Origin of the sequence: Aquitalea sp. FJL05 (genome assembly GCF_003852595.1) — a bacterium.
Classification (GTDB): Bacteria; Pseudomonadota; Gammaproteobacteria; order Burkholderiales; family Chromobacteriaceae; genus Aquitalea; species Aquitalea aquatilis.
Window position 1 is genome coordinate 24411 of sequence record NZ_QAJS01000021.1, and the last position, 24753, is coordinate 49163.

The 24753-nt window shown below is 57.3% G+C and carries 28 protein-coding genes and 1 pseudogene; 9 read left to right on the top strand and 20 right to left on the bottom strand.

Going from position 1 to position 24753, the window contains the following annotated elements; all coding sequences use genetic code 11:
• Positions 1–219: 219 nt before the first annotated feature.
• The 17 genes from DBR44_RS18880 to tatA form a co-directional block, all read right to left on the bottom strand.
• The gene (locus tag DBR44_RS18880; RefSeq protein ID WP_124645537.1) at positions 220–546 is read right to left on the bottom strand and encodes a hypothetical protein; all 327 of its coding nucleotides are present in this window, start codon (positions 544–546) and stop codon (positions 220–222) included.
• A complete protein-coding gene (locus DBR44_RS18885; protein WP_124645538.1) occupies positions 536–808 on the bottom strand; it encodes a hypothetical protein in 273 nt (90 codons plus the stop codon). The genes DBR44_RS18880 and DBR44_RS18885 overlap by 11 nt, the downstream gene beginning before the upstream one ends.
• 297 nt (positions 809–1105) lie before the next feature.
• On the bottom strand, positions 1106–3034 hold the full coding sequence (locus DBR44_RS18890) for a PAS domain S-box protein (protein ID WP_199731113.1): 1929 nt from the start codon (positions 3032–3034) through the stop codon (positions 1106–1108).
• Between the two features lie 502 nt (positions 3035–3536).
• On the bottom strand, positions 3537–4289 hold the full coding sequence (locus DBR44_RS18895) for an ABC transporter permease (protein WP_233578682.1): 753 nt from the start codon (positions 4287–4289) through the stop codon (positions 3537–3539).
• Positions 4286–4957, bottom strand: a complete 672-nt coding sequence (locus DBR44_RS18900) for an ATP-binding cassette domain-containing protein (protein WP_158613674.1) — start codon at positions 4955–4957, stop codon at positions 4286–4288. The genes DBR44_RS18895 and DBR44_RS18900 overlap by 4 nt, the downstream gene beginning before the upstream one ends.
• A 1-nt stretch (position 4958) precedes the next feature.
• Complete coding sequence (locus DBR44_RS18905) at positions 4959–6068, bottom strand: FAD:protein FMN transferase (protein WP_233578683.1); 1110 nt, start codon at positions 6066–6068, stop codon at positions 4959–4961.
• Complete coding sequence (locus tag DBR44_RS18910; protein WP_233578685.1) at positions 6055–8196, bottom strand: NosR/NirI family protein; 2142 nt, start codon at positions 8194–8196, stop codon at positions 6055–6057. The genes DBR44_RS18905 and DBR44_RS18910 overlap by 14 nt, the downstream gene beginning before the upstream one ends.
• A 111-nt stretch (positions 8197–8307) precedes the next feature.
• Entirely contained in the window at positions 8308–8910 is a 603-nt protein-coding gene (locus DBR44_RS18915) for a hypothetical protein (RefSeq protein ID WP_124645540.1), read from the bottom strand.
• Positions 8911–8921: 11 nt separating this feature from the next.
• Positions 8922–9332 (bottom strand): cytochrome c5 family protein, encoded by a 411-nt coding sequence (locus DBR44_RS18920; protein WP_124645541.1) that lies wholly within the window; start codon positions 9330–9332, stop codon positions 8922–8924.
• A 220-nt stretch (positions 9333–9552) separates the two neighbouring features.
• A complete protein-coding gene (locus DBR44_RS18925; protein ID WP_124645542.1) occupies positions 9553–9906 on the bottom strand; it encodes a hypothetical protein in 354 nt (117 codons plus the stop codon).
• Positions 9887–10180: a hypothetical protein gene (locus DBR44_RS18930; RefSeq protein ID WP_124645543.1), complete on the bottom strand. Its 294-nt coding sequence runs from the start codon at positions 10178–10180 to the stop codon at positions 9887–9889. Before DBR44_RS18930 ends, DBR44_RS18925 begins: the two co-directional genes overlap by 20 nt.
• 11 nt (positions 10181–10191) lie before the next feature.
• Positions 10192–10713 (bottom strand): nitrous oxide reductase accessory protein NosL, encoded by a 522-nt coding sequence (locus DBR44_RS18935; RefSeq protein ID WP_124645544.1) that lies wholly within the window; start codon positions 10711–10713, stop codon positions 10192–10194.
• Positions 10710–11522 carry an ABC transporter permease gene (locus tag DBR44_RS18940; RefSeq protein WP_124645545.1) on the bottom strand — a complete coding sequence of 271 codons (813 nt, stop codon included), beginning with the start codon at positions 11520–11522 and terminating at the stop codon, positions 10710–10712. The genes DBR44_RS18935 and DBR44_RS18940 overlap by 4 nt, the downstream gene beginning before the upstream one ends.
• 31 nt (positions 11523–11553) lie before the next feature.
• Entirely contained in the window at positions 11554–12462 is a 909-nt protein-coding gene (locus DBR44_RS18945) for an ABC transporter ATP-binding protein (RefSeq protein ID WP_124645546.1), read from the bottom strand.
• Complete coding sequence (locus tag DBR44_RS18950; protein ID WP_124645547.1) at positions 12455–13720, bottom strand: nitrous oxide reductase family maturation protein NosD; 1266 nt, start codon at positions 13718–13720, stop codon at positions 12455–12457. Before DBR44_RS18950 ends, DBR44_RS18945 begins: the two co-directional genes overlap by 8 nt.
• Before the next feature lie 70 nt (positions 13721–13790).
• A complete protein-coding gene (gene nosZ / locus DBR44_RS18955) occupies positions 13791–15746 on the bottom strand; it encodes a TAT-dependent nitrous-oxide reductase (RefSeq protein ID WP_124645548.1) in 1956 nt (651 codons plus the stop codon).
• Between the two features lie 366 nt (positions 15747–16112).
• A complete protein-coding gene (gene tatA, locus DBR44_RS18960; RefSeq protein ID WP_124645549.1) occupies positions 16113–16301 on the bottom strand; it encodes a Sec-independent protein translocase subunit TatA in 189 nt (62 codons plus the stop codon).
• Positions 16302–16513: 212 nt separating this feature from the next.
• On the opposite strand from tatA, the pseudogene DBR44_RS19910 reads away from it, so the two are divergent.
• From DBR44_RS19910 to DBR44_RS18985, 5 genes and pseudogenes are all read left to right on the top strand, one after another.
• Positions 16514–16855, top strand: a pseudogene (locus DBR44_RS19910) (transposase); the annotation flags it as partial.
• 211 nt (positions 16856–17066) lie between these two features.
• Entirely contained in the window at positions 17067–18023 is a 957-nt protein-coding gene (locus DBR44_RS18970) for a DUF932 domain-containing protein (RefSeq protein ID WP_124645551.1), read from the top strand.
• 4 nt (positions 18024–18027) lie between these two features.
• Complete coding sequence (locus DBR44_RS18975; protein ID WP_124645552.1) at positions 18028–18489, top strand: hypothetical protein; 462 nt, start codon at positions 18028–18030, stop codon at positions 18487–18489.
• A gap of 157 nt (positions 18490–18646) precedes the next feature.
• Entirely contained in the window at positions 18647–19630 is a 984-nt protein-coding gene (locus DBR44_RS18980; protein ID WP_124645553.1) for a YqaJ viral recombinase family protein, read from the top strand.
• Positions 19627–20523 carry a hypothetical protein gene (locus DBR44_RS18985; RefSeq protein WP_124645554.1) on the top strand — a complete coding sequence of 299 codons (897 nt, stop codon included), beginning with the start codon at positions 19627–19629 and terminating at the stop codon, positions 20521–20523. Before DBR44_RS18980 ends, DBR44_RS18985 begins: the two co-directional genes overlap by 4 nt.
• A gap of 23 nt (positions 20524–20546) precedes the next feature.
• Here the strand turns inward: DBR44_RS18985 and DBR44_RS18990 are convergent, their stop codons facing one another.
• Positions 20547–20831 carry a helix-turn-helix transcriptional regulator gene (locus DBR44_RS18990; protein WP_233578687.1) on the bottom strand — a complete coding sequence of 95 codons (285 nt, stop codon included), beginning with the start codon at positions 20829–20831 and terminating at the stop codon, positions 20547–20549.
• A 185-nt stretch (positions 20832–21016) separates the two neighbouring features.
• Here DBR44_RS18990 and DBR44_RS18995 point away from each other — a divergent pair, with 185 nt between their 5' ends.
• The 4 genes from DBR44_RS18995 to DBR44_RS19010 all read left to right on the top strand — a co-directional run bounded on the left by DBR44_RS18995 (position 21017) and on the right by DBR44_RS19010 (position 23223).
• Entirely contained in the window at positions 21017–21520 is a 504-nt protein-coding gene (locus DBR44_RS18995; RefSeq protein ID WP_124645556.1) for a hypothetical protein, read from the top strand.
• Between the two features lie 19 nt (positions 21521–21539).
• Positions 21540–21728 carry a hypothetical protein gene (locus DBR44_RS19000; RefSeq protein ID WP_124643840.1) on the top strand — a complete coding sequence of 63 codons (189 nt, stop codon included), beginning with the start codon at positions 21540–21542 and terminating at the stop codon, positions 21726–21728.
• Positions 21729–21803: 75 nt separating this feature from the next.
• Positions 21804–22253, top strand: coding sequence for a hypothetical protein (locus DBR44_RS19005; protein WP_124645557.1), 450 nt, complete (start codon positions 21804–21806; stop codon positions 22251–22253).
• Between the two features lie 88 nt (positions 22254–22341).
• Entirely contained in the window at positions 22342–23223 is an 882-nt protein-coding gene (locus DBR44_RS19010) for a GTPase family protein (RefSeq protein WP_124645558.1), read from the top strand.
• A gap of 211 nt (positions 23224–23434) precedes the next feature.
• Here DBR44_RS19010 and DBR44_RS19015 read toward each other — a convergent pair whose 3' ends face one another.
• Positions 23435–24079, bottom strand: a complete 645-nt coding sequence (locus tag DBR44_RS19015) for an FMN-binding negative transcriptional regulator (protein WP_124645559.1) — start codon at positions 24077–24079, stop codon at positions 23435–23437.
• 45 nt (positions 24080–24124) lie between these two features.
• On the bottom strand, positions 24125–24742 hold the full coding sequence (locus tag DBR44_RS19020) for a LysE family translocator (protein WP_124645560.1): 618 nt from the start codon (positions 24740–24742) through the stop codon (positions 24125–24127).
• Between the last annotated feature and the right edge of the window lie 11 nt (positions 24743–24753).

Genomic DNA, 24753 nt, shown 5'->3' on the forward strand with positions numbered 1-24753 from the left:
AGCGGCTTGCGTAGTAATGACTAGGGTGTTCCATGTCGTGATCGACATACAGTAGAACTAGAGCTATCAGTACCCCGGCGATGAGCTGCCATGTGGTTTTCGAAAATTTCCTGTTCATCACACTACTTTCATCCCCACTTACTACTAGCATCCGAATAGTGGTGTCTGACTGACGAATACCCCTGTAATCAGGGGCTTTTTTTCTGGCTATGCAGGCGGTCAGCCTACACGATCAACCAATGCATCGCCTGCAATGGAAGACAGCAAGCCCAGCTCGAATGCATCAAGCCATGCCATGGCCACATAGAGAGCCATCGCCAATGCACCTTCTCTGGTTTCGTGTAAGTCAAGCAGACCTGAGTAACTGCCAATGAAATGGTCCGCTTCGGTAACGCTGATACCCGACCACCCCTCCCACTTGCTTTCACCTTCGTGGTAAATGGCAAAAATCCGGATTTTCCGTCCGCGATAAGATACTTCGTCTCTACTCATTGCCTCCTCGGCAGAGAGGATGTCTCCAGACTCAATGGAGTGGTTAAGGCTCATTGCAAACGGCTAGGACTGCAGGCATGACCTCTGGAAGCAGCATATCGATTAGCTTGCTGCGTGATGCAATGTGATGGTCAAAACGCCACTCCTTGAGCAGATCCATGGCCACATCAAAGTAGCGCTGGTCAATCTGGTACAGCCGGTCGATGCTGAAGTCGTCTTTCATTTGCAAGGCAATGGCCATCTCTTTCAAGACTTGTACTTGCTCAGGACTCTCTCCCGAATCGATCAGCAAGCGGATTTTTTTTGCGGCATTCATGCTAGGCTCCATGCGGCAGTGCATCAAATGACGATGTTATATACGACAGCTCTGCATGCTGCAAATTCTTGACCAGTTCTTACGTAGAAAAATTGACCTGAAGCAGGTAATGCTCCTCAGCCAGTACCGAATGACCAGTCGTCTTCACTGGTCAGTCACGACTTATCATCAAGCAGATATTTGACTTTTCTTAACTGCCGACCACCTGGCAGCATGCCTGTCTAGCTGACTCGGGGCAGCCACCGCATTCTGTCGGCATGGGCAGTGAAAAATGGTCACGGACACAGGCCAGTGCAATCAAGCGAGAACAATCCTGGCCTTCCCCGCATGCTTGGCGTCGTACATCGCTTTGTCAGCACGGCTGAGCAAGGCTTCGATATCAATATCATCACCAGGCCGATGTAGCGCGATACCGATACTGGCACTGACTTGAACAGACACTGTGTCCAAAGCGAGAGGTTGTGCAATTTTGGCTAGAATTTTCTGAGCTATTTCCTGCGCTCTCGGGTCTGCAGTATCCAGATTTTCCAGAATGACTACGAATTCATCTCCGGCAAGGCGAGCAACAGTATCGGTTTCCCGCAGCAGACCGGACAGACGCTGACCAATCTCGCCCAAGAGCAAATCTCCGGTATGGTGCCCTTGCGCATCGTTGACGGCCTTGAAGCCATCCAGATCGATAAAGAGGAGAGCTAGGGCTTGATCGCTACGCTGGCACCGCACAATAGCTTTGGGTAGGGTTTCAAAGAACGCACGGCGATTCGGAAGACCAGTCAATGCATCAATCCGAGCCTCTTGCTCACGCAATGTCTCCATCTGTTTGCGTGCGGAAATGTCATGCAGAAATGCACTGAACAATATCTCATCATCAAACTGTAATGCCTGGATACGCACCTCGACAGGGATGATGCTGCCATCCCTTCTCATTGCGGCAAGCTCTAGCCGATGGCCAATGACATCTGATGTTCTCGACTGAAGATAATGCTGCATTCCCTTGCGATGCCTTTCTTGCATGACCGGAGGAATAATCAGCTCTTCCAGGAGGTGACCAACGGCTTCATCCTTACTCCAGCCAAAAGTACTCTCAGCTTGCTGGTTCCATGCACTCACAACACCGGCCTGATTGATGCACACATACGCATCATTTGCATTTTCAAGAATGGCGCTTAGCTCGGTGTCACGCTTACGTAGCGCCTGCTCTGTTTGCAATTGCTGGTTAATGACCGACGCAAGCATTTCGTTGGCCGAGCGCAGCTCTTTTGTCCTATCCTTGACACGCACCTCGAGCGTCCGTCTTAACTCGGCAAGTGAACTCTCGGCTTCTTTTCTGGAGTGAATATCTTTGATGATTGAAACGAAGTACTCCAACTGCCCCTGCTTATTCAGCTGCTTGGTCACTGTCAAATTGATCCAGACTAGCTTGCCGCTTTTGTGAATGTATCGTTTATCCAGCTGATAACGGTCAATCTCACCGGCTACGAGCTGCTCGAGCATGCTCAAGTCGGCGTTGAGATCATCAGCATAGGTAATATGCTGGAACGTCATATGGGCTAGTTCTTCACGCGTGTAACCGACTATGTCGCATAAAGCATCGTTGACGCCGATCCACCCACCGTCAGGCGCAACCATTGCGATCCCAACACCGGCACGCTCGAAAACGGTACGGAATCGTATTTCCGCTGCGTCAATGACATCCTGTGAATGATTTATTTCTGCCTCAGTCAACAAGAGCGTTTCACGCAATTGCATTTCTCGGCTGACCATTTCCGCCAAATCAACCAGGATCGCAATCTGCTCGGGGCTAAGTGCACGAGGGCTCGTGTCGATAGCGCATAGGGTGCCCAGCGCTAGGCCACCGCCGGACCTGATCTGCACGCCAGCGTAGAAACGGATATCTGGGGAACTTGTTACCAAGGGATTATTGAAGAACCGGGCATCCAGTTGCGTATCCTCAACAACCAGAGGTTCGGTCTGAGCAATGGCATGCGCACAGAACGCTACATCTCTTGGTGTTTGCGGAGCAGTCAAACCGACCTTGGACTTGAACCACTGCCGATCCTCGTCCACCAAGGAGACTAGTGCAATCGGTACCTTCAACAATCTGGAAACAAGCCGGGTAATTCTGTCAAAAACTTCATCAGGAGGGGTGTCCAGGATGGCGAGCGCGTGCAACAGCTGTAGACGTTCTGGCTCATTCGGAGGAATTGGATATGAATTCAATTGCATGCTTGGTTGATTACTGTCGCTAGTCTCTCTTGTAGGTAAGCGTAGAGTGAATTCGCCATTCTCGCTACCAACCTATTCATCAGAAAAACTGCTGGTCCCTGTTGCAGGTGAATCGCCCTTACTTTTATAGATACCTTATCGGCTGCAATGAATACAAAAGCGGGCTTTGTGCCTTTGGCTAGGACCGTCCACTTTGACCGAACTGCCGTCTACCTAGCGGACTCACCAACTGCTGGTTGGCCAAATCGGTCATTTAGCCGCCATGCAGCTTACGGCAGCTCTTCGCTGCCAAGCAGACACTCGAATTTTTCTACGGAAGTCGGGGGTAGCTAACTCCACTAACATGTACGCCTTCAGCGCAGTGTTCGGCGTTGCACAACAGTTTGATGCAGAATACTTCGATTAATCTTCTCTTTACTAAGCCAGTTTGGCGAGTTGCACTCCATCATACGAATGCAACTGCGGCGGTCACTGCCAATCCTGCAGCCTCCCATAGGGTGAATTACACGCGTCCACCCCTGCCATGCAGCGCGCGCACCACCCAGCCGACAGCCAGCAGGCCAATCAGCAGCAACACCCCTACGGCCGTCGTCAGACCGTACTGAAAATGGCCGCTTTGCACACCTCGTAGCAGATCCACCGCGTAGGCGGCAGGGTTTCCACGCGCCAGCAGCTGCAGCCAGCGCGGGGCCAGCTCCAGCGGATACAAGGCACCGGATAGCAGGAACATGGGCAGGGTCAAGGTATTGGATACTACGGGAAACACCATTACCGAGCGGAATGGCAGCGCCATCACTAGCCCCAGCGCAGAAAATACCAGGGCGCACAAGCTCATGGCCAGCAGGAAATACAGCAAGGACAGCGGCGAAAAGGCCAGCCCCAGCAGCGGCGCAAATGGCAGCAACAATAGCGACTGTACCAGCGCTAGCACGGCACCGGACAGAATCCGCGCCAGTGCCAGCGTGCTGCGCGGCAAAGGGGAAACCAGCAGTGCCTTGAACACCCCTACCTGACGGTCGTGCACCACGCCCACCGCGGCTGATGCGGCGGCAAACATCAGCGCCATCGCCACGATGCCGGGATAAATATAGGCTTGGTAACTGCTGTCCAGCGCATAAGTACCACCAGCCAGCCCAGCACCCAGAATGAACAGATACATCAGCGGCTGCGCCAGGCTCAGTACAATGCGTAGCGGATTCAGCCAGTAACGCTTTAACTCCAGCCAAACCAGCGGCAACAGCACCCGCAGCATCATGCCGCCACCCCGCGCCCAGCAGCCTGCACCGGTAGCAACCTACCCTCCAGCAGCCGTACGCACTGCTCAGCAGCCTCCGCTTCTTCCTGCCGGTGGGTGCTGAACAGTACGGTAACCCCTTGCTGGCGCTGTACGGCGATCTGTCGCCAGAACGCTGCGCTGGCGGCCTCATCCAGGCCCTGTGTCGGCTCATCCAGCAGCAGCAGACGCGGCGCAGCCAGGCTGGCCCGCATCAGCTCCAGTTGCCGGCGCTGACCACCGGACAGGGTTTCCACCGCCTGCCCGGCCCGGTTTTCCCAGCCGGCTGCCGCCAGCCGTGCCGTGCAGCGGCTGCGGGCCGCCGCGCCGGAATAACCGTAGCAACAGGCAATCAGCAACAGGTTGTCCCATACCGACAGCCGCGGCTCCAAGGCACTGTCCTGAAACACTACTCCCAACTGGCGGCGAATCTGCGCCGCCTGACGGCGCACATCCAGCCCCAATAGGTGGATGCTGCCCCGGTCGGGCTGCAGCATGGTAGCCAGCAAGGCCAGCAAAGTACTTTTGCCCGCACCATTGGCCCCCACCAGCGCGCACAGTCCACCGGCGGCGATGCGCAGATTGGCATCCACCAGCACCTGCTGCCGCCCACGGCGCTGATACACACCGGCAATGCTTACTGCGTCCATATCAGCCTCCGTCCAGCCAGTGAATGACTGGCCATGGTCCAGGCCAGTGCAGCCGGGCAGCCATGGCATGCGTCAGCCATACCTGCCCGGCGGCATCTACCATCAGTACCTTGTTGACACCGGTAGCACGCGACAGGGTGAGTGCATGGCCTGGCCCGCCAATGAACGGTGCCTTGCTGGCACCATCGGACATGGCTCCCGCATGCGGGCCGGGATCGGCCAGTACGGTCACGGTCTGGCTTTGTCGGGCCGGGTAGCCGCTGCGCGGATCGAGAATATGGCAGTAACGGATGCCGCCATGACTAAAATAGCGGTAGTAGTCACCGCTGGTGCCAATGGCCTCGCCATCCTGTAATTGCAGCGTGGCCAGCAGGCCGGATGTACGCGGATGCTGGATGCCCACCTGCCACGGCTCCCCGCCCTTGCTGCCCAGAGCCAGCAGATTGCCACCCACGTCGATCAGCGCATTGCTCACCCCCATCTGGCGCAAACGTGCTGCCGCCAGATCCAGCGCCCAGCCCTTGGCATAGCCTCCCAGATCCACCGCCACCACCCGCTTGCGGCTGCTGACTGTACCGTCGGCTGCAATCTGCAGATCAGCAATACTGGGGTGCTGCACCATTAGCGCCTGCACGGCGGCATCGGTGGGAAAGTGACTGTCATTGAACTGATCGTCCTGAAAGCCCCATAGCTGGATCAGCCGGCCAATACCCGGATCAAACAGGCCCTGGCTTTCCCGCGATAGCGCCTGGGCCGCACGCAGGATTTCCACCAGCCGTGGTGAAACCGTGAATGGCTTGCCCTCGGCCAACGCCGCATTCATGCGCATCAGCTCCGATGGCTGCCAGGCATGCAGGCTGCGGTGCATGTCTTCAAACAGGCCGAACACGGCATTTTCAGCTTGACGCGCCTCCTCCGCCGACACCCCAGAGATAGACAGCTGCACCCGGGTGCCAAACACATAGCTGCCCTGCGAATGCAGTTCCGGCTGGCGCAGGGCCAGGCCCAGCACCAGCGCCAGCAAGCCCAGCGGCAACAGCCAGACCAGCAGGCGCCGCCTTAGCGTCGGCCTGCCGACTGCAGTGGCCGCCAGCACCTCAGCCTTTGGCACGGAGCGTATCCTTGGCCGGCGTTGCTGCCGGCTTGATCGGGATATACAGCCCGTCACGGCCTATCGGCGTCAGCGGCTGACCGGCTTTTTCACGGCGCTTGCGCTCCTGAGCCAGTGGCGGGCAGCTGTGGCCGTCGTAATACATCACCATGCAGTCCAGACACATCAGGCATTCACGCGAGTCGATATGTCCTACTGCGTCAATGGACAGCGAGCCACAGCCCACGGCGCAGGCCTTGCAGCTGCTACAGCCGTCCTTGCGGCGCAGCTTCAGCAAGTTGAAACGGGATGGCAGCCCCAGCGACGCCCCCAGCGGACACAGGTATTTGCAGAAGGGACGCTCGACAAACAGCGACAGCCCCAGCAGCACCGCCAGAAACAGCGCAAACGGCCAGCTGCGATTGAGCACACCGACCAGGAAGGTGGTCTTGAACGGTTCTACCTCGGCCAGTTTCTCCGCCAATGGCATGGAGAAGAAGGACACCGCCAGCAGCAGGAAGAAAATGGCGTACTTCAGCCACTTGAGACGGTTATGCCAGGCCATGGGCAGCTTGCCCACCGGCAGATGCAGCAAGCGGCCTATCTTGTACAGCAATTCCGACAGCGAGCCAAAGGGGCACATCCAGCCGCAGAACAGGCCACGTCCCCAGATCAGCGTGGTGGGTACAATCAGCAGCCAGAACATGAAGATGAAGGGGTCACTCAAAAACAGTGACCAGTTCCAGCCGTCAGACAGCGCATGGAATACCGTCAGCACCTGGGTGATGGATGGCTGGGCCATTTCCAGGCCACCGGCAAATGCGATGGCAATCAGCCAGCTGATGGTCTTGGGCCAGGACACCCAGCGCTTGCTGCCACGGCGCGAACGGCGCACCCAGCGGTCGCGGCTGATGAAGAAAACCAGCACCGCCGCCATCCAGCCCGCAAACAGCAGCACTTCGGCCTGCTTGTCGTGCCAGGCCTTTTTCCAGGCAGCCTGCGGCAGCTCTACTGCAGGCCGGCCACCTTGCAGCTGATTGCCCGGCAGCCAGTAATTGCTTTCGAAAGAGGTGAATTGCTTGGCTCCGGTTTGCTGGTCTTCCTTATTGGCCAGAAAGGCAAAGCGCCACGGCCAGGCAGCGGCAAAATGCGGATCACGCAGGATGAAGATGCCGCTTTCGCGGAATTCCGGCGCACCGGCTGCGCGCAAGGCATACAAGTTGAGGTAATCGGTATCGCGGAAGGTGTAGGCCGACAGATCCTGCCGCACCTGGATACGGTCGTACAAGCCACCACGTACAAAGCCGGAACCCTTGAACGAACCGCTGCCATTGTTGACGATGAACAGCGCATGCTCGCCCGGTTTCAGCGTTTTCATCAACTTGGCATAGTCCTCGTCACCCAACACGCTGCGGCCAATACCGGGGGCATTCAGATAGCCGTAGTACAGGTCCAGATACGCCTCGCTACCACTCGTGCCGATATCGGCGGGCGTTACTGTCAGATGTTGCACGCTACCGTCCGTCAGCAATGCCTGCCAGCTGGCGGGCTGCTTGCTGTCAATAAAGCGTGCCGGCGGGCGTACCGCCTGTTTCATGATGCCAGCCTGGTAGGCTACGGCCTGCGCACAGCGCGAGATCAGCTGATTTTCCGCAATCACGGTGACCGTGGCACCGGAGATGGCATCCAGCCTGTCCTTGCCGCTGCCGCCGATTTCCATGCGCGCACCGGCAAAACGGCCCAGATACTGGTTGAGAAAATCAGTGAGCTTGTTTTCCGGAATCCCCACCAGCAGGATGGGCTCGCTGTGCTTGAGTACCCGCACGCCGCTGATGTGACCGCTGCCATCCATACCGATGAGGGTGACAATGGGTTTGCCAGAATACCCCTGGGTATCCACGATGTCGGTGGACAAAAATACATAGCCCTTCAGCTTCTTGTCCGCGCCGTAGCCTTCTACATAGGGTGGTGCGCCCTTGCGCAAGGAAAAGGCAGTTGCGCCAGGCAATACCGCCGCACAGTCCACCCAGCGGCACATGTCCGGATCGGTAGACAGCGCCTTGGGCAGCTCCCGTTCATAACTGGAAGCCTGTGTGGCCGGGCTGTACACCAGACAGCACAGCAAGCCCAGCCAGACAATGCGTAACAATATCGCACAACGACGCCACAAACCGTGACTGGCGGACAATCTGCTAATACATGCGGATAGCACCTTGATTTCCTTGTCTTGTTATCCCGGCAGCGCTGTTGCCGGCTAGCGTTACTGCCCAGTCTTCACCTGGCCCATCTGACAAACTCTTTGCAGTATCTGGAAGGTTGCCGCCCCATCCTGCCAACGTACGGCAGGCAGCATGCGTGGCGTGACCCAGATGCCGCCTTCACCGTCCAGCAGCAAGATCTGGCTGATGCCACGGTCAAAACCGGCCTGAAAAGCCCGCATATGGCCGGCGTCCAGCAGCAGCCGGCCCAATCCGGCCACGGGGAGTGTACGCTCGAGAATGATGGCCACGGCCTGTGCAGCCGGTGGGCGGGGAATGACAATGCGAGGACTGCGCCAGGCATACAGCAGGCGCTGGCCGGATTGCAGTTGCAGGGTGACGGCAGGCCGCGGTAGGGCCACCTGCCACTGACCGCCACGCCGCCACGCGGATGGCGGTGCAGCCAGCACCACCTGTTGCAGTCCACCCTCGGCAAGCGAAGAGGACTGCACGGCCCTGGCTTGCAGTCTCCCGGCAAGCCAAGATACCGGCATGCCGCGTGCAGTGAGCTGCGGCATGATTTGCAAGGATGGCATAGGCGCTGCCAGCGACAGCAGGCCCAGCACCGCAGGCAGCAGCGCTGCCTGCAACAGGCGGGCGGCCATGGATTTTCCTTTTAGCTGGCCTTAGCCACCATGAAGTCAACTGCGGCCTTCACGTCGGCATCAGACAGCGAGGGATTGCCGCCCTTGGCCGGCATGGCACCCTTCTGGCCGGAGAAGCCTTCCAATGCATGCTTGTACAGCGTGTCCTTGCCTTGGGTGATGCGGGGTGACCAGTCATCCTTGTTGCCAAGAATGGGTGCACCGGCCGCGCCGCTCTGGTGGCACATGGAACATACCGACTTAAAGGTTTTTTCGCCGACGGGATTACTGACCTCAGCCACCGCCACGGCGGTCGGGGCGGATGCGGCAGCCGTTGCCGCCGGTGCGGAAGCAGGCTGTTCCGCCGGGGTTGCAGGTTCGCTCTTGCCACACGCGGCAAGCATCAGGACACAACTACCAAGAACGACGAAGTGTTTCAGCATGAGAACCTCTGTGCATCAGGATTTAATGATTTGCAGCTTAGCACTCAGCCTTGTCTCGCTAAATTGATACCAATCAATCAAAAAAAGATGGAATAAAGCTCTTTTTTCACTTTTCATGACAATGAGAATCACGTGCCAAGACAGGCGGTAGCCGCCCGGGCGGGCAGCACGCAATGAACAGGATGCAAACCGGGCGAGCATTGAGCCTCGGTCATGCCGGTCAGACAGTTTGCAGCAAAGGGTCTTGTGACAAGGTTTGCAGCAGACGCTGTACATTGCTCCAGGCGCTGTCGCCAGGCCGGGTGACCGGGTCGGCGCGCAAGCGCCCATCCATATCGTGCAGATGATTGGGGAAGGAGGCCAACTCGGGATGCAGCGGTGCCGTGTCGATACGGCAGCTGGCATCACCCCAGCGCCAGTTGATGGAATAGACATCATCGTCGCGGAAACGCAGCTCGATATCCACTCCATTATTCAAGGCCACGATCAATGCATCCTGATGCAGGGTGACTTCCTCGCGCAGGATGTCGAACAGGTCGTCTTCTATCACTTCCTTAAGATGCAGATGCAACATGTGCTTCCTCCTCGTTACCAGCCAGTACCAGCCGCAGTTGCTCGCGCGTGGCTTCCCTTTGCTGCTCTAGGATGAAGAGCGACAGATAGTGTTCGTAGGCCGGGTGTTCTTCCAGCGCGCCGCTCTCGATGCGCGCCAGCAGCGCTTGTGCGCTGTCCACGCCATAATGGGCCAGAAGGGCCTTGCGGTTTTCCCGCAGTTGATAGGACAGCCAGCTAAGCGGCTCGATCTGCTGTGCCGTGTCCAGCGGGAGCTGGTCGTAAAATTGGGTCATCTGCACCTCCCTTACATGGATTTGTCTTTGAGCACACCACCGTCCAGCTCGGCCATGGCCGGCGTGATGTCGCTGAAACGGTAAACCTTGCCACCCTCGCGTGCGGCCACGGCTCGCGCGGCGGCCTCGCTGCCGTAGCTGGCAAAGGTCGGGCCCATCGAACCTTTCAAGCGCGAGCCAACCACATAGAATGCATTGTGGGCATCCATCCAGTGGCCCACCGGGTGTTCCCAGTCGGCCTTACTCATGTCCTGTACGTACACGGCAGCCACCAAGCGTTGCTGCTCCGGTTTCAGGTAGACGGCAAACAGCTCAATGGTGTCGCAGAAGAAGTCCGGCGCACCTTGGGCATATTGCAGCTGCCCCTTGGGGCCGGGGTAGTCGCTCAGGCTCATACCATCCAGGCTACAGGCTGTATTACGGTCTGGCTCCAGTGCGGCCTTGGCGGTCGGCGGGGTTTCGTGACTGCAGGCGGCCAGCAAGGGCGTTGCCAGTAACATGCCCAAGCAGCAACGGCGGGTGATGGGTTTCATTGGCGGAACCTCCAAATGGCCAGCAAGAGCGGCGTACTCACCCAGCCCAACATCACCGCACCTAGCACCCAGGGACTGGCAAGTGCGGGGGGAAACAGGCTAGTAAGACCAAACATCAGCCGCAAATCGTCCGGGCCAAAGATGTTGAGAATGCGGAACACGTCTGCCGGATTCAGCAGCATCAGATAGGGAAAGGCCGGGCCGGCGATGTCGCCACCACTCATCACCAGCAGGCCCAGCAGTAGCAGGTCGTACACCAGCACAAACAGGAACCACACGAAAATGGCCATGCCGCTGGCTTGGGCGCGGTCCTGTGCCATTACCGAAATGGCAACCGCCACGCTGAGGAATACCAGCCCAAGCAGCAAAGTGCTAAGCATGAAGCCGACGTAGTGAAACCAGGCACTGGCCGGCAACTGGGTGAGAATTAGCCCCCCAGCGGCACCAAAGCCCAGTATGGTGGCCACAGCAAGCGTACTGGCCAACCCCAGATACTTGCCCAGCAACAGCTGGATACGGCTGACCGGCAAGGCCAGCAGCAGGTCCAGCGAGCCGCGTTCGCGCTCCCCCACCACGGTGTCAAAACCGAGAATCAGGGCAATCAGCGGCACCAGGTAAATCACCAAGCTGACCAGGCTTTGTATGGTGGCCTCGGTGCCCTGCACCCCCACGCTGCCCTGGGTGGCCGCGCCGAAATAGCTGATGGTGAAGGCAAAGGCAGCAAATACCAGCGTAACCGCCACCACCCAGCGGTTGCGCAAGCGGTCACGGAATTCCTTGCCGGCAATGGTCAAGACAGGACTGTTCATTTCATCATCCTTGTGCTGTGCTGCTTGCTACTCATTGCCCGTCTCCGCTGTAACCCAGAAACACATCTTCCAGCGAGGGTTCGCGAATCTGCAGATCGCTGATCTGCTCCCCCAGCGCCGACAACGCCCCCAGCACTGTCATCTTGGCACTGCGCTGGCAGGCCAGCCGTGCGCGGTCTCCACTGATAGCCAATGCGTCCACCGGCAGCGCCTGCAGGGTGTCGCGTAGAGCGGCGCTGGCCGGCTGGCTCAACCTGACATCAAAGGTAAGCGGTAGGCTGCAGCCTTCACGTAGCTTTTCCAGGCTGCCCACTGCCTGCAGCTGTCCGGCGCGCAGGATGGCAAGACGGCTCACTCGCTCTTGGATTTCCGACAGCAGGTGCGAGGTGATGACTATGGTGACGCCTCGGTCCTGCTGCTCGCGCAGAATCTGGTAAAACTCGCGCACGCCTTCCGGGTCCAGCCCGTTGGTGGGCTCGTCCAGAAACAGCAGTTGCGGATTGCCCAACAGGGCCTGGGCAAAGCCCAGCCGCTGGCGCATTCCCTTGGAGTAGGTGCGTACCCGCGTGGTGGCGGCCGCGCTCAGCCCCATGCGCTCAAGCAGCGGCAGGCATTCCTGGCAGGAAGCACCCTTGAGGCGGGCGAAGTAATGCAGGGTTTCCAGACCAGTCAGGTTGTCGTACAGCACTACGTTTTCCGGCAGATAACCCAGTTGACGACGCACCTTGCGAAAGGCGGAGCTGCGAGTGGACTGGTCGCACAGCCGGATATCACCGTCACTGGCCGGAATCAGGCCCAGTATCATGCGAAACAGCGTGCTTTTGCCGGCACCATTGTGGCCGATCAGGCCGAACAGCTCGCCGGCGGCCACCTGCAGGCTGACACCATCCACCGCCAGATGCGGGCCGTAGCGTTTGCTGACGTTGTCGATTTCAATCATTGCTTTTTCCTAACCACTGTTCCCAACCCTGATGCAGCGGGTGCATGTGCGGCTGGTCGTCCACCACGCTGGGGGCACGCAGCAGCGGAAACTGCTGTGCAATCAGCCGCAGCGTCTGGATGGCGGGACTGCCCATCAGCAGGCGGATGGCGGGCAGGCGCCACATCAGCCGGTCCACCACGTCGTTGGCAGCATACGGCACTTCGCCTATGCCCTTGCCCTTACGGTCCCAGCCGGCGTAATTGCTCCAAAAGTTGCCGGACCACTGCACGTCACGGCTGGCCACGTAACGGATCTGCTCGCGGTTGTGAATGAAATCATTGCCCGACACCTGGTTACGGTAGGAGCCGGCCCACAAGTGGGCACCCACGGTGTTGTCTACCACCAGGTTGTTGCGCAGCACGTTGTATTCAGCGTCGTAGATGAAAAAGCCGCGCTGATTGCCGGCGACGATATTGTTTTCGATCACCGAGTCCTGGATGGTGCGCAGCATGATGCCGTGATCGCTATTGCCCCACGCACGGTTGCCACGCACGATCTGGTTACGGGTTTCCATCAGCGCCAGACCACTGCGGTTGTGGTAGGCCTCGTTGTTTTCCCAGATGTTGTAATAGGAATTCATGTAATGCGTGCCGTAGCGCACATTGTGGATGCGGTTGCCGACAAAGCGGGCATAGTGCGAGACATCCACATAGATGCCATCGCGGGCATAGCTGATGTGATTGCCTTCGATGTGCGCACCGGTGGTGTTGTACAGCTCGATGCCGTTGCCGCGCTGCGAGGATTGCAGGTCGCGCTTGCCGGTGATGAGGTTGTGGCTGACGGTGACATCATTGGATTTTTCAATCCACAGCCCAAACAGACTGTAGGCGATATCGCAGCCTTCTATCCGCGCCCGATGCGCGCCGGGTTGTACGTAAACGCCGGCATTCTGTGCGGTGAGGTCGCTGCCACTGTCGGTAATGATGAGCTGGCGCAACACCACGCCTGGGGCGGTAATGCGGATGACATCGCCTAGTCCCGAGCCGTCCACCACCGGCCGCTGCTGCGGATTGGCTGCCTGTAGGGTGATGGCCTTGGCTATCTGCAGGTTTTCCCGGTAATGCCCTGGTGCCAGCAGCAAGGTATCGCCCGGACGGGCATTACGCAGCGCAGTGGCAATGGCACCAGCGCTGGCAGATATCTGCAGGGTGGCAGCCAGTGCCGGCTGCAGCACCAGCAGCAGACACAGGGAAAAAACAATCCGGATGTTTACCACGCCAGCCTCGGAAAAAAATGGGGGAGCGAACTCCCCCGGAATTCATTGCTCGTCTCGTTGCAAGTAATGATCAGGCTTCTACCAGCATGCGTGAACGCATCTCCAAGTGCAGTGCATGGCAGAAGTTGGTGCAGTAGCACCAGAACACGCCCGGCTTGTCGGCGATGAAGGTAACCGACTTGGTATCCTGAGGATGGATGACGAAGTTGATGTTGTACTTGGGGATGGCAAACCCGTGCGTCAGGTCCTCCACCTTGTCCAGATTGGTCACGATGATGGTAACCTCATCGCCCTTCTTCACCTTCCATTCGCGCAGACCGAAAGTTGGTGCTTGTGACGCCAGGTAAACCGTGACTTTCTTGCCCTTGCGCTCCACACGGCTGTCCTTCATGTTTTTGACAGCCAGCGGGAACTCGTCCAGGTTGTAAATCTGACGGGTCTTGATGATGTCGCGACGCACCATGATGGAGTCATGCGGCTCCGGATAGGCCGGGGCATCGTGAATCAGCTGCATCTTGTCACCGGAAATGTCGATCAGCTGCGCATTTTCCGGATGGTACGGGCCTACCGGCAGGTAACGGTCCTTGGAGAACTTGTTGTCGGACAGGAAGAACTTGCCATCCGGTTCCTTGGTTTCGCCCATGGAGGTAAAGCCATGGCCTGGCTGGTAGTGCACGTCGATACGGTCCTGCACCACCTTGGCACTCTTGTCGCCCTTGAAGGCCTTGATGGCCGCATCCAGGCTCCACTTCACGATCTGGCTGTCCAGGAACAGCGTGGTATAAGCGCTGCCCTTGCCGTCAAAGCCGGTATGCAAGGGGCCCAGGCCGATTTCCGGCTCTGCCACCACGGTGTCGCGCGGTTCTTTCAGGCTACCCTCGAACCACTTGAGGATGAGGTCGTGCTCGATCACGGTGGCAGTCGGCGACAGCTTGCCAGCGCAGACGTAGTACTTGCCATCCGGCGAGGTGTTGACGCCATGCGGGTTTTTCGGCACTGGCACATAGCAGGTGAGCGCGGTTTTCGGGTCCTTGTTGGCGTCCTTGGTGCCATCCACGATGGGCACGCCGGATTTGCCGATGGTGAAGGTCTTACCGGCCTTCACTGCCGCTTCGATGCGTTCGATGTGGAAGAACACGCAAGCATCGCGCTCGGCGGCCATCATGTCTTCGTAATGCACGCCGTTTTCGGTGTTGTACTGGTTGGAGCAGGCAATCTTGCCGTCGTAGGAGGTGGCAACTAGGTCCATATTGCCATCCACCTTGCACTGCCAGCGAGGCTCCATGGTTTCCGAATCCACGCAGGTGAACAGGCAGAAATACTTTTCGTGCGCTTCCAGATCGCGGCCGTCATTGGGTTGCGGAATGTGGAATTCATTGCCGCAGAAGACGCGGGTGGTGTGGTTGATCTTGGGGTCTACCGGGTCGCACTTGTCCGGGAATACGCCGTGGAAGCCCTGTACATTGGGCAACTCCAGAATCTTGTCGCATTCCATGGTATCCAGGCGGATACGTGCCAGACGGGCATTGATCTTGTCGTTGACGAAGATGTGCTTGCCGTCATAGGTGCCGTTGGTATAGCTCATGTGCACGTGGTGGGTGTCCCCGGTGGTGTACTTGAGCGAACCATCCGGCTTGGTGCCGATGATGGCCTTGGATTCGTTGGTAATGCCCCAGCCCACCATGCAGTCGTAATTGAACACTGGAATGCGCTTGATCTCGCGGCCGGACGGAATGCCCAGCACGCGTACTTCGCCAGAGTGACCACCGCTGGAGAAGGCATAGTAGGTATCCAGCTTGCCCGGATGCACTTCGTACTTTTCGTAATCGATGGCGGCTGCCGCCTTGCCGGCAGCTCCGGCGCTGGCTGCACCGGCATCGCTGTTACCCGCCCCCTTGTTGCAGGCGCTAAGGCCCATCGACAGACCGGCACCGGCCAGACCGGCGACTGCTGTGGTACCCAGGAACTTGCGTCGGGACAGATCCGGCGCGCTATCAGTTTCCTGCTTGTTGTTCGGAGTAGTCATGGAGCGCTCTCTCGCGTTGAAAGTCCGATATGTCTTGCCGCTTTCCGCCTGTCGGGGGTGGGGGTTTCCTGCAGTACACGCGGCAAGGTGCGACAATTTGTCGCAGCGGGTGCATCCTACGTCCTGGGTATTTTTGCTGAAATTGATATGAATCAATCAAACCAGCACGCGATGCATTTGAAATAAAACACAGAGGTAAAACCTAGCACGCATATGCCACGCAGGAACAATCCGCCGTAAAAACTGCCGGCAAAAAATACTGCGAGTAAGGGAAATGCAGGAAACAAGGCAGGCTGAGTGGCCCGCCTGCAGAGATGAACAGCAGTCAAACCAGAGGATCAGACCAGAAAGCGCCTCCTGCGACACTCAGATAGCATCATCACCACGCGATGGCCGGACTGGCGGCAATGAGTCGTCGTCCCCCTGCATACCACGCCGAAAACCACGCACGGCACCACCCAGATCCTCACCGACATTTTTCAGCTTACGGGTACCGAAAATCAGGATGACCACCAGCAACACAATTACCCAATGCAACAGACTGAACGAGCCCATGTCACCTCCGCGCACAGCCGCATCCGGACACCGGCCGGCACCTTGTTGACGCTGCTGTCATATCGGCGTCAGCTTAGCTGCCAGCTGCTGCCAAGGCATTGATTCCGCTCAAGCCGATAAAAAGTGCAAGGCAAGCAAACCTGACACAAGGTGAGCAAGGATAGAGGGCAATCCGTTTCTAACCGACTGCGATGGAGGGCAGTCACCCATAGATAGCCACATGTATCACCCACCACAACGCACCTGCACTGGACAATTTGCTGGCCGATTACCGGAAGCCCGAAGATCTCATCTGTGAGAACAGCTTACAAAGCGGCTGGTCGAAAAAGCGCTGAATGCCAAGATGGCCGCGCATCTTGGCCATTACAAACATGAGTCGATGTTCAATCCCGACGGTGACACCCGGAACAGCAAGAGCAGCAAGCCCCTCAAGGGCGACTTCAGCGAATTACACATTGAGGTACCACGCGACCGCCAAGGTACCTTAAGAGCCACAACTCATCCCCAAGCATCAGAACCGCTGGACCGGATTTGACGACAAAGTCATCTTGCTTTAAGCCCAAGGGAGCCAAGTTCTGACTTCAGGTCGGGGCGTGTCTGATATTTTATGTAAACCAGCCACTCCTCAGCCCCCCTTCATGACGCAATTCCATATTTTTTCAGCCCTATATCACTCCATTGAACACGCCCAGCGACACCCACTCCGGGTGTCATTTATGCCCTGGCCTCCGTCTTGACGGAGGCCATTTTCATTGGAGTGATCTCATGTCCCATCTCATCGAATCCATGGCCTTTGTCGGGGCCACGCCCTGGCATGGTCTGGGTAATCCGCTTTCTCCCCAACAGCCGCTGGAAGTGTGGCTGACTGAAGCCGGCATGGACTGGCGTCTCGAGCAGAGTGATGTCTTGTTCAATGTCGCAGCCGATGGCATGCACATCCGGCCGTTTACTGATTCCAAGGTGCTGTATCGGTCTGATTCTCTGGCACCGTTGTCGGTAGTGTCACCGCGTTACAAGGTGGTGCAACCATCTGAAGTACTGGAGTTCTATCGCGACCTGGTCAGTGCCGGTGGCTTTGAGCTGGAAACCGCTGGGGTATTGAAAGGTGGTCGCAAGTTGTGGGCGCTGGCCAAGACCGGCCAGGAAGCCCTGCTCAAGGGCGGGGATCGGGTGAAAGCCTATCTGCTGCTGGCCACTAGTTGTGACGGTACCCTGTGCACGACTGCCCAGTTCACCTCGGTGCGGGTGGTGTGCAACAACACCCTGCAGATGGCGGTGAAGGATAGAACCGGTGCGGTGAAGGTGCCTCACTCCACCGTATTTGATCCGCAGCAGGTGAAAGATGCGCTGGGAATTGGGCTGTCAGCCTGGGACCGTTTCATCGGCAACATCAAACAGCTGTCGCAGCGCACGGTATCTCCTGAAGAAGCCTGTCAGTTCTTCCGCGAAGTACTGGACGAACCGCTGGTGGAAGGCGTGGAGGATGCCGTCACCTCGAAGGCGCTGCAGCAGATATCGGCCCTGTATAGCGGTGGCGGTATGGGTTCGCTGCTGGCTGGTACCAAGGGAACAGCCTGGGGCCTGGTGAATGCCATGACCGAATATGTGGATCATCGTCGTCGCGCTCGCAGTCAGGACTACCGTCTCGATTCAGCCTGGTTCGGTCAGGGTGCCCAGTTGAAGGGCAAGGCGCTAGAGCATGCTTTGGCCTTGGTGGAGTGATGCCATGGCTTCCGTGCAATCCATTGCCCTGACCGCTGCTTGTTTGACGGCAGGCATGCGTGACTTCTGTACCTGGAACAGCCTGGGTGTGGCATACGACGGCCCGGATGCCGAGCGCAGCCTGCTGGTGATCTGGGGCCAGGGCTGTCTGGAACTACATGCTGAACTGGTGCAGTACGCACCGATGGTGGCAGCCCTAGCGGATACCTTGTACGACCAGCTGGGTCAGGCTGCACCGGGTGTGTGGCACTACGAAGTAACGGAAACGCTGGGCAGTGCCATTGCCGAGTGGATCGTCTTGCATGATGGCCTGCCGCCTTCCCTCGATTGGGTCAAAGCCTGCCTGGTACGACTGGCCGGGGAGTTCATGCTGCGTGGTCAGCCGCAGCAGTGGCCTGCCATCCGCCAGATCCTGCTGACGCTCTCTCCGGAGCTGCCGGTGATCGTACCGGTAGCTCCGGCTTGAAGCTGATATTGGTCTGATTTCTTCCCGCTAGTTCTCCTGGTTCTACTGTCCGGCTCTCTGCTGTCGTTTCTCTTTCTTCTGCTCTCCCCGTTTATTTCATCCATTGCCCGGTCAGCCTTGCTGCCGGGCTTTATGCCTTTATAAGGAGTGTTTCGCCATGGCTGAACGCTACGCACAGGCCATTCGTCTGGCCTCTACCCTGAAGTTGTCTCGTGATGAATGGCTGCGCATTCGCCAGCTAGGCATTGGTTCTTCTGATGCCGCTCCGGCGATTGGGCTGTCACCGTACAAGTGCCCTTTGTCTCTCTGGTTGGAGAAGACTAGTCGGAAGGAGCCGGAAGATCTGTCAGAGAAAGAGCCTGTCATCTGGGGCACGATTCTGGAACCCATTCTGGCCCGGGTGTATGCCGAGCGTACCGGGCGCAAGGTACGCCGGGTGAATGCAGTGCTGCAGCACCCGGAGCATCGTTTCATGCTGGCCAATCTGGATCGGGAGGTCCGTTGTCCAGAAGAAGGCTGGGGCATCCTGGAAATAAAGACCGCCAGTTATCACTCTGCCCCGCAGTGGGAAGAAGGCATTCCGGTGGCCTATCAGTGCCAGGTACTGCACCAGCTCGCTGTCACCGGCCATGACTGGGCTGATGTGGCGGTACTGATCGGTGGTCAGGACTTCCGGATCTATCGGGTGAATCGGGATGAGGACAAGATCTCGGACCTGATTGCCCGCGAAACGGTGTTCTGGCAGCACGTAGTGTTGGATACCCAACCGGCACCGGATGGTTCGGATGATGCGGCTTCTGCCCTGTCCTGGCTGTTTCCCCGTGACGATGGCCAGACCATCGACTTGTCGGAATCGATTGAAGGCAATCGGCTGTTCTCTGCCTTGTTGGCAGAACGGCAGAGGAAAGAAGACGCGGAAGCTAGGGAGGCAGCCATCCGCCAGCAGATCCAGAACGTATTGGGTCATGCCTCTGCTGCGGTCTTCCAGTCTGGCCGCATCAGCTGGAAGCGGTCCAAAGATCGCGTTGCCCCGGATGTCGAACGCCTGTCGCAAGACCATCCCACCCTGCTGGCCCAGTACAGCAAGTCCATTGCCGGTTCCCGGCGATTTGTCATTCAAACGGAAAGGAAAGCATCGTGATCAAGGGTCTCGCCATTACCCCGCCCGTGATCGGGCGCATCAGCATTGGCAAGCTGGTGCAGAAGCAAGAACGCTGGCTACCGGAGAAGGACGACAGCTTTTCACTCACCACTCAGGTGCAAAGCCGGGATGGCTGGTTACTGCATCCCTTGCACCAGGCGCTGTCGGAGCAGGCACAGAATGGCAAGATCCGCGCCATTCCCATTCAACTGCTGTTCAACGATAGCGAGCTGAATCTACGGGCCGAATACAGTGCCTTCGACCGGAATAACGGGCGGCCGGTCTGTGTCGGTAACGGAGAGACGGCACGGCGGGTGACCAGTCAGGGCATGGAGGAGATTGGTTGTGCTGGGCCAGACCGTTGTCCGCTGACCAAGGAGCTGGGCTGCAAGCTGTACGGTCGTCTCAACGTCCAGGTGGAAGGTCAGCAGGATGAGCTGGGCAGCTTCATCTTCCGCACCACCGGTTACAACTCGGTCCGGACATTGACAGCGCGCTTGAAGTATTACGAAGCAGCCAGTGGTGGCAATACCAAGCATCTGCCGTTGCTGTTACGTCTACGGGCCAAGAGCACCACCCAGTCGCACCGAACCCCGGTGTACTACGTGGATCTGACGCTGCGCGATGGCCAGACCTTGGCCGAAGCGGTCAGTACCGCACGTAAAACAGCGGACGAGCAGTTGGAAGCCGGTATCGACACTGCCGAACTGGAGCAAGCCGCCCGGCTGTTACTGCAGAACGGCCAGTTCGAGGATACCGAGGAGGAAGTACCGCAGCTGCTGGAGGAGTTTTATCCGGCAGTGGCAGGCAGTGCTGAGTCTGAGGAGAAGCCAAAGACAGCTGCCCGGCCGACAAGACTCACGTCCAAGCTGGGTGCAGTCAGGACGGCTTAGCCAAACCGATTGTCCACGCTCAATCAGCGCAGCCGGCTGCGCTTGATCTCCTTTGGCTTCGCCGCATTCTTACGCCGCTCACCGTCTGGTGCCTGCGGTATCTCCGTAAAAGTCCCAAAGAATTCGGCCAGGCTGATTCTCATCGCATGGCAGATATCCGCCAGCGTTTCTATCGACGGATTAGCCGCACCACGTTCAATGGCAGAGATATAGGTCCGATCCACCTGGGCTTCAAATGCCAGGGTTTCCTGCGACTTATCCGCTGCATGGCGGCACTGCTTCAGGCGTTTACCCAAAGCGATGGCCATCGGAGAGGGGCCTGCTGCAGTTGTGCTTGTGTGTGCATCGGTCATGCGACACAGGATGCCCAGTTGACGATAAATTAACGACGCTCTAAACACATCATCAATTGGCGTGTATATTCAACAATCAAATTGGATATCAGCACACCACCCATCATCAATCCATTTCAAATTGCTCAAGGAGTTTTGATATGTCTACAGCCAAACATGCCCTCTGCCTTGGTACCGTACTTGGCAGCCTGTTATTACTAACCGGCTGCTCCGGCTCCAGCTCGCCTTCCTCTTCCGAAGCCAAGCAAGCCATCCAGAAATCACTGGGGGACTGCAGCATTGTCACCATCAGCAGTTTCGACAAGGTCAACGGGATTGCCGATGGCGATAACCGTTACACCCTGCAGGTGAAGTACGCACTGGAATTTGCACCATTGCCCGAGAATGCCAAGCTGCTGGATGACATGAATGCTCAGCTGACCAGCCACACTGACTGGGTGCAATGGGAGAAGAATGAATTCATCGTCAAGGTACGCGAGCGCATCATGGCCAACCTGCACCGCACCTGTCCGAACATGCCGCGCAATGTCTACGGTGACTATTCGCAGGCCAATATCACGTCCTACTCCAGCACCATCCACATCGACTACACCTACGACAACCTGCGAATGGTCAAATCTGACAACGGATGGGTGGGAATCTAAGCCGAGAAAGGAAAGCGCCATGCTCAACAGCTTGCTTCCCCCACGTCGTCATCCGATGCAGCTGCCCTTGCTGATGGTGGTCAGTGTACTGCTACTCAAGCATGCCTCGGCCGACCGTATCGGTTCGCTCAGTCTGTTACTGCTGGGCATTGCCCTGGGGGACAGCCTGCACCGACAGGAACCGTCACACCCTAGGCCGGATCGCTAAGCCCTGCAGTCCATTCACCTGATTCAATTTACTGGTAGGGAGGCCTGCCAGTTTTCCCCTTACGAAAGACAAGACATGAAATCGCTCTCCCTTGCTCTCATCGCGGCAGCCTTCAGTACATCCGCTCTGGCGGCACAACCTGGCCATTGGTCATCTGCGATGGGTATGGATGGCCAAACCATGAACTACTCGGTCAGCGATGCCAAAGGCAACAACCTGACCATCTTCTGTGGCAAAGAGCCGGCGACCATGTCGGCGGTGATCAATAAGAATGAATACGCACCCGAAAGCATGCGTAGCAACTATGGCAAGGGGGATTTCGTCATGATCATCGATGGCAAGAAACTGATGCCATCCGATGCTGGCAGCAATGCCGGTGGTGACAACTTCCGCTACGCCTGGGAGGCTATCCGTGCGGGTAAGAAGATTAGCGTGAAGGGCGGCAGGAACAGCATGATTCTGCCGGTGGAAGATGCTGCAAAGGTATTGCCACCACTGCAGCGAAGCCATTGCGAAACCTGGTAATCAGCCGCCCGGCATGACCTACTGATCCAAATCGCCATCTCTCCCGAGGTGGCGATTTTTTTTGCACCCAACGAAAGTGAGGCCTGACATGAACACGCCTACCAACCCGCCTAAATCCACCCCACCACTGCAAGCCTGCCTGGGCCAGTGGCTGGACAAGCAAACCCGCCATCTGTCAGCAGATTACCGCCAGTATCTGCAGGATGAGCTACAGAAGATCGTCAGCTACCAGGCCACCATCGGCGTGATGGGCAAGAGTGGCACCGGCAAATCCTCCCTGTGCAACGCGTTATTCGGGCAAGAGGAAACAGCGGTCAGTGATGTGACCGGAGGCACCCGTTACCCACAAGAAATCACCCTGGCCTCTCAAACCGGACGAGGCATTTCTCTGATCGACATGCCCGGCGTAGGAGAAAGCCTGCAACGAAATGCGGAGTACTGCGCACAGTACCAGGCACTGCTACCTAAGCTGGATCTGATTCTGTGGCTGATCAAAGCTGACGACCGCGCCCTCAGCCTGGATCAACAGTGCTATCAGGAATTGCTGCAGCCCAATCTGGCTGAACATCCTATCCCAGTGCTGTTTGTCATCAGCCAGGCCGACAAGATAGAACCATGCCGGGAATGGGATGAACAACAGCATCGTCCCGGTGCATTACAACAAGAGAATCTGGACCTGAAGCAACGGGTGATCGCCGAGTCCTTCAACATCCCGACGAGCCACATCAGTGTGATTGCCGCTGCAGAAAACTACGGCCTGCCAGAATTGGTGGCGAACATCGTGCGAGCACTGCCGCATGAGAGAAAGTGGGGGGTGGTACGGGAAACCAAGCCGGAGCAGATCTCCAACACCACCTGGCAACTCTGTCTGGCTTGCCTGTGGCAGCTACTGCGTAACCGCCTGGGGGATCTGGCCCGAAAGGGCAACACTGTGATGACCGACAAGCTCAGGACTCTGCGGGGGCACTGAACTGGCGGCATAAAGCACTCCCTTTGCCGGAGAGTGTTTTATTTGCGATTGTGATGGGGAAATGACCGAGTTTCGGCCAAAGCGGTCATTCACCGACAGATTATTGGCTTCCGCTTTTGTAAGGTTTTCAGTCGTTCTCGTGCTCTGTGAGGCGAAAGAAGAGGCAATACAAGCCAGTGGTTACAAAAAAATATCAAGATTCTAGTGTGCGCTATTTTCTTTGCCTCGCCAGTTCCAACATTGCGCTACCAATGACATGACTATCAGTGAAGCTTTCCAGCTGGAGCGCCTGCCCGGCTCCTCGCATATCTTTTAATTCCTCATCCTGTCCCAGCTTGTTTTTTCCGATTAAACGGGTAATGCCAATCTGAATACCGACAATATTTTTCAGCAGATCTTGCAGATAGTCCGGTGGCGCATCTGCCATTTTCCAAGGGACAGGCTGCTTGCCTTCATGCATTTTGGTCAGCCTACCCACCACGGCTCTCAGAAACTTGTCATCGTCGATAAAGCGGATCTGTCCATGGGCATGCACTACCATGTAGTTCCAGGTTGGAACCTGGCGCTGAGTTTCCTGTTTGCTGGGATAGTAATGGGGTGATACATAAGCATCCGCCGCCCGGAATGTCACCAGGACGTCATCTCCATCACTTACTTCACTACACAAGGGGTTTCGTCTGGCGATGTGTGCATTGAGCACCCCCAGTGTTCCCTCGTTGCGCAATAGTTCGAATGGCAAGTGATTGGCGTCCAGCCCGGATGTCCCGTGTGTGATCAGGCTACCAAATGGGTGTGCAGTAATGGTGTCATGCAGAGCTGAAATGTCCGTCTGAGCAAAGTGTTCTGGCAAGTACATAGATATCTCCATTTGCTGCCATCAGGGCAATTGCACCACATTCGTTCATGAATGACTCGCCAACGCAACCATCAAGCCCAGCACGACCATAATTGAGCCTGAGACACGTGTCATGAGTCTGGCACGAAGTGCTTTGCCACTACTGCCGGATACCAGTTGATGAGCAAGAAAGACGGCAATCAGGTCTGCGCTGGTATTCAATAGGACACATACCGAACCCATCAACACAAACTGGACTGTGGCTGATTGTTGTGGCTGGATGAATTGCGGGATGAAGGCCAGAAAGAACATGGCTGTCTTGATATTCATGGCTTCAACCACGATACCGTCCCGAAAAGCCTTCCATACACCATGCCCCTGGTCCGCTGCAGTATTGCTGCTACTTGCCGGTGCATTCCAGGTCTTGTAGCCCAGATAGATCAAGTAAGCTGCGCCAAGATATTTGAGCAAGCCATAGGCCACTGGCGAACTGACAATCAGCAATGACAATCCCAGCGCCGCCGCCATGACATGCACCATGCCACCTAGCGCAGTACCAAGTGAAGAGGAAATACCTTCTGCCTTTCCCCCTGACACTGTCCTGGCTGCAACATAAGCAATGCCGGGTCCTGGGATGATGGCCAGTAATACCGCCGCCAGCAAAAATGGGAATGAAAGCAACATGGCTGTTTAAT

Excerpts from the sequence above, each read along its gene's own strand:
- tatA (WP_124645549.1), bottom strand. The coding sequence starts at position 16,301 with ATGGGCTCGTTCAGTCTGTTGCATTGGGTAATTGTGTTGCTGGTGGTC.
- DBR44_RS18970 (WP_124645551.1), top strand. The coding sequence starts at position 17,067 with ATGTCCCATCTCATCGAATCCATGGCCTTTGTCGGGGCCACGCCCTGG.
- DBR44_RS19000 (WP_124643840.1), top strand. The coding sequence starts at position 21,540 with ATGCTCAACAGCTTGCTTCCCCCACGTCGTCATCCGATGCAGCTGCCC.
- DBR44_RS18895 (WP_233578682.1), bottom strand. The coding sequence starts at position 4,289 with ATGATGCTGCGGGTGCTGTTGCCGCTGGTTTGGCTGGAGTTAAAGCGT.
- DBR44_RS18980 (WP_124645553.1), top strand. The coding sequence starts at position 18,647 with ATGGCTGAACGCTACGCACAGGCCATTCGTCTGGCCTCTACCCTGAAG.
- nosZ (WP_124645548.1), bottom strand. The coding sequence starts at position 15,746 with ATGACTACTCCGAACAACAAGCAGGAAACTGATAGCGCGCCGGATCTG.
- DBR44_RS18935 (WP_124645544.1), bottom strand. The coding sequence starts at position 10,713 with ATGAAACCCATCACCCGCCGTTGCTGCTTGGGCATGTTACTGGCAACG.
- DBR44_RS18945 (WP_124645546.1), bottom strand. The coding sequence starts at position 12,462 with ATGATTGAAATCGACAACGTCAGCAAACGCTACGGCCCGCATCTGGCG.
- DBR44_RS18995 (WP_124645556.1), top strand. The coding sequence starts at position 21,017 with ATGTCTACAGCCAAACATGCCCTCTGCCTTGGTACCGTACTTGGCAGC.
- DBR44_RS18990 (WP_233578687.1), bottom strand. The coding sequence starts at position 20,831 with ATGGCCATCGCTTTGGGTAAACGCCTGAAGCAGTGCCGCCATGCAGCG.
- DBR44_RS18925 (WP_124645542.1), bottom strand. The coding sequence starts at position 9,906 with ATGTTGCATCTGCATCTTAAGGAAGTGATAGAAGACGACCTGTTCGAC.
- DBR44_RS18940 (WP_124645545.1), bottom strand. The coding sequence starts at position 11,522 with ATGAACAGTCCTGTCTTGACCATTGCCGGCAAGGAATTCCGTGACCGC.
- DBR44_RS18880 (WP_124645537.1), bottom strand. The coding sequence starts at position 546 with ATGAGCCTTAACCACTCCATTGAGTCTGGAGACATCCTCTCTGCCGAG.
- DBR44_RS19010 (WP_124645558.1), top strand. The coding sequence starts at position 22,342 with ATGAACACGCCTACCAACCCGCCTAAATCCACCCCACCACTGCAAGCC.
- DBR44_RS18900 (WP_158613674.1), bottom strand. The coding sequence starts at position 4,957 with ATGGACGCAGTAAGCATTGCCGGTGTGTATCAGCGCCGTGGGCGGCAG.
- DBR44_RS19020 (WP_124645560.1), bottom strand. The coding sequence starts at position 24,742 with ATGTTGCTTTCATTCCCATTTTTGCTGGCGGCGGTATTACTGGCCATC.
- DBR44_RS18915 (WP_124645540.1), bottom strand. The coding sequence starts at position 8,910 with ATGGCCGCCCGCCTGTTGCAGGCAGCGCTGCTGCCTGCGGTGCTGGGC.
- DBR44_RS19005 (WP_124645557.1), top strand. The coding sequence starts at position 21,804 with ATGAAATCGCTCTCCCTTGCTCTCATCGCGGCAGCCTTCAGTACATCC.
- DBR44_RS18920 (WP_124645541.1), bottom strand. The coding sequence starts at position 9,332 with ATGCTGAAACACTTCGTCGTTCTTGGTAGTTGTGTCCTGATGCTTGCC.
- DBR44_RS19015 (WP_124645559.1), bottom strand. The coding sequence starts at position 24,079 with ATGTACTTGCCAGAACACTTTGCTCAGACGGACATTTCAGCTCTGCAT.
- DBR44_RS18975 (WP_124645552.1), top strand. The coding sequence starts at position 18,028 with ATGGCTTCCGTGCAATCCATTGCCCTGACCGCTGCTTGTTTGACGGCA.
- DBR44_RS18890 (WP_199731113.1), bottom strand. The coding sequence starts at position 3,034 with ATGCAATTGAATTCATATCCAATTCCTCCGAATGAGCCAGAACGTCTA.
- DBR44_RS18885 (WP_124645538.1), bottom strand. The coding sequence starts at position 808 with ATGAATGCCGCAAAAAAAATCCGCTTGCTGATCGATTCGGGAGAGAGT.
- DBR44_RS18930 (WP_124645543.1), bottom strand. The coding sequence starts at position 10,180 with ATGACCCAATTTTACGACCAGCTCCCGCTGGACACGGCACAGCAGATC.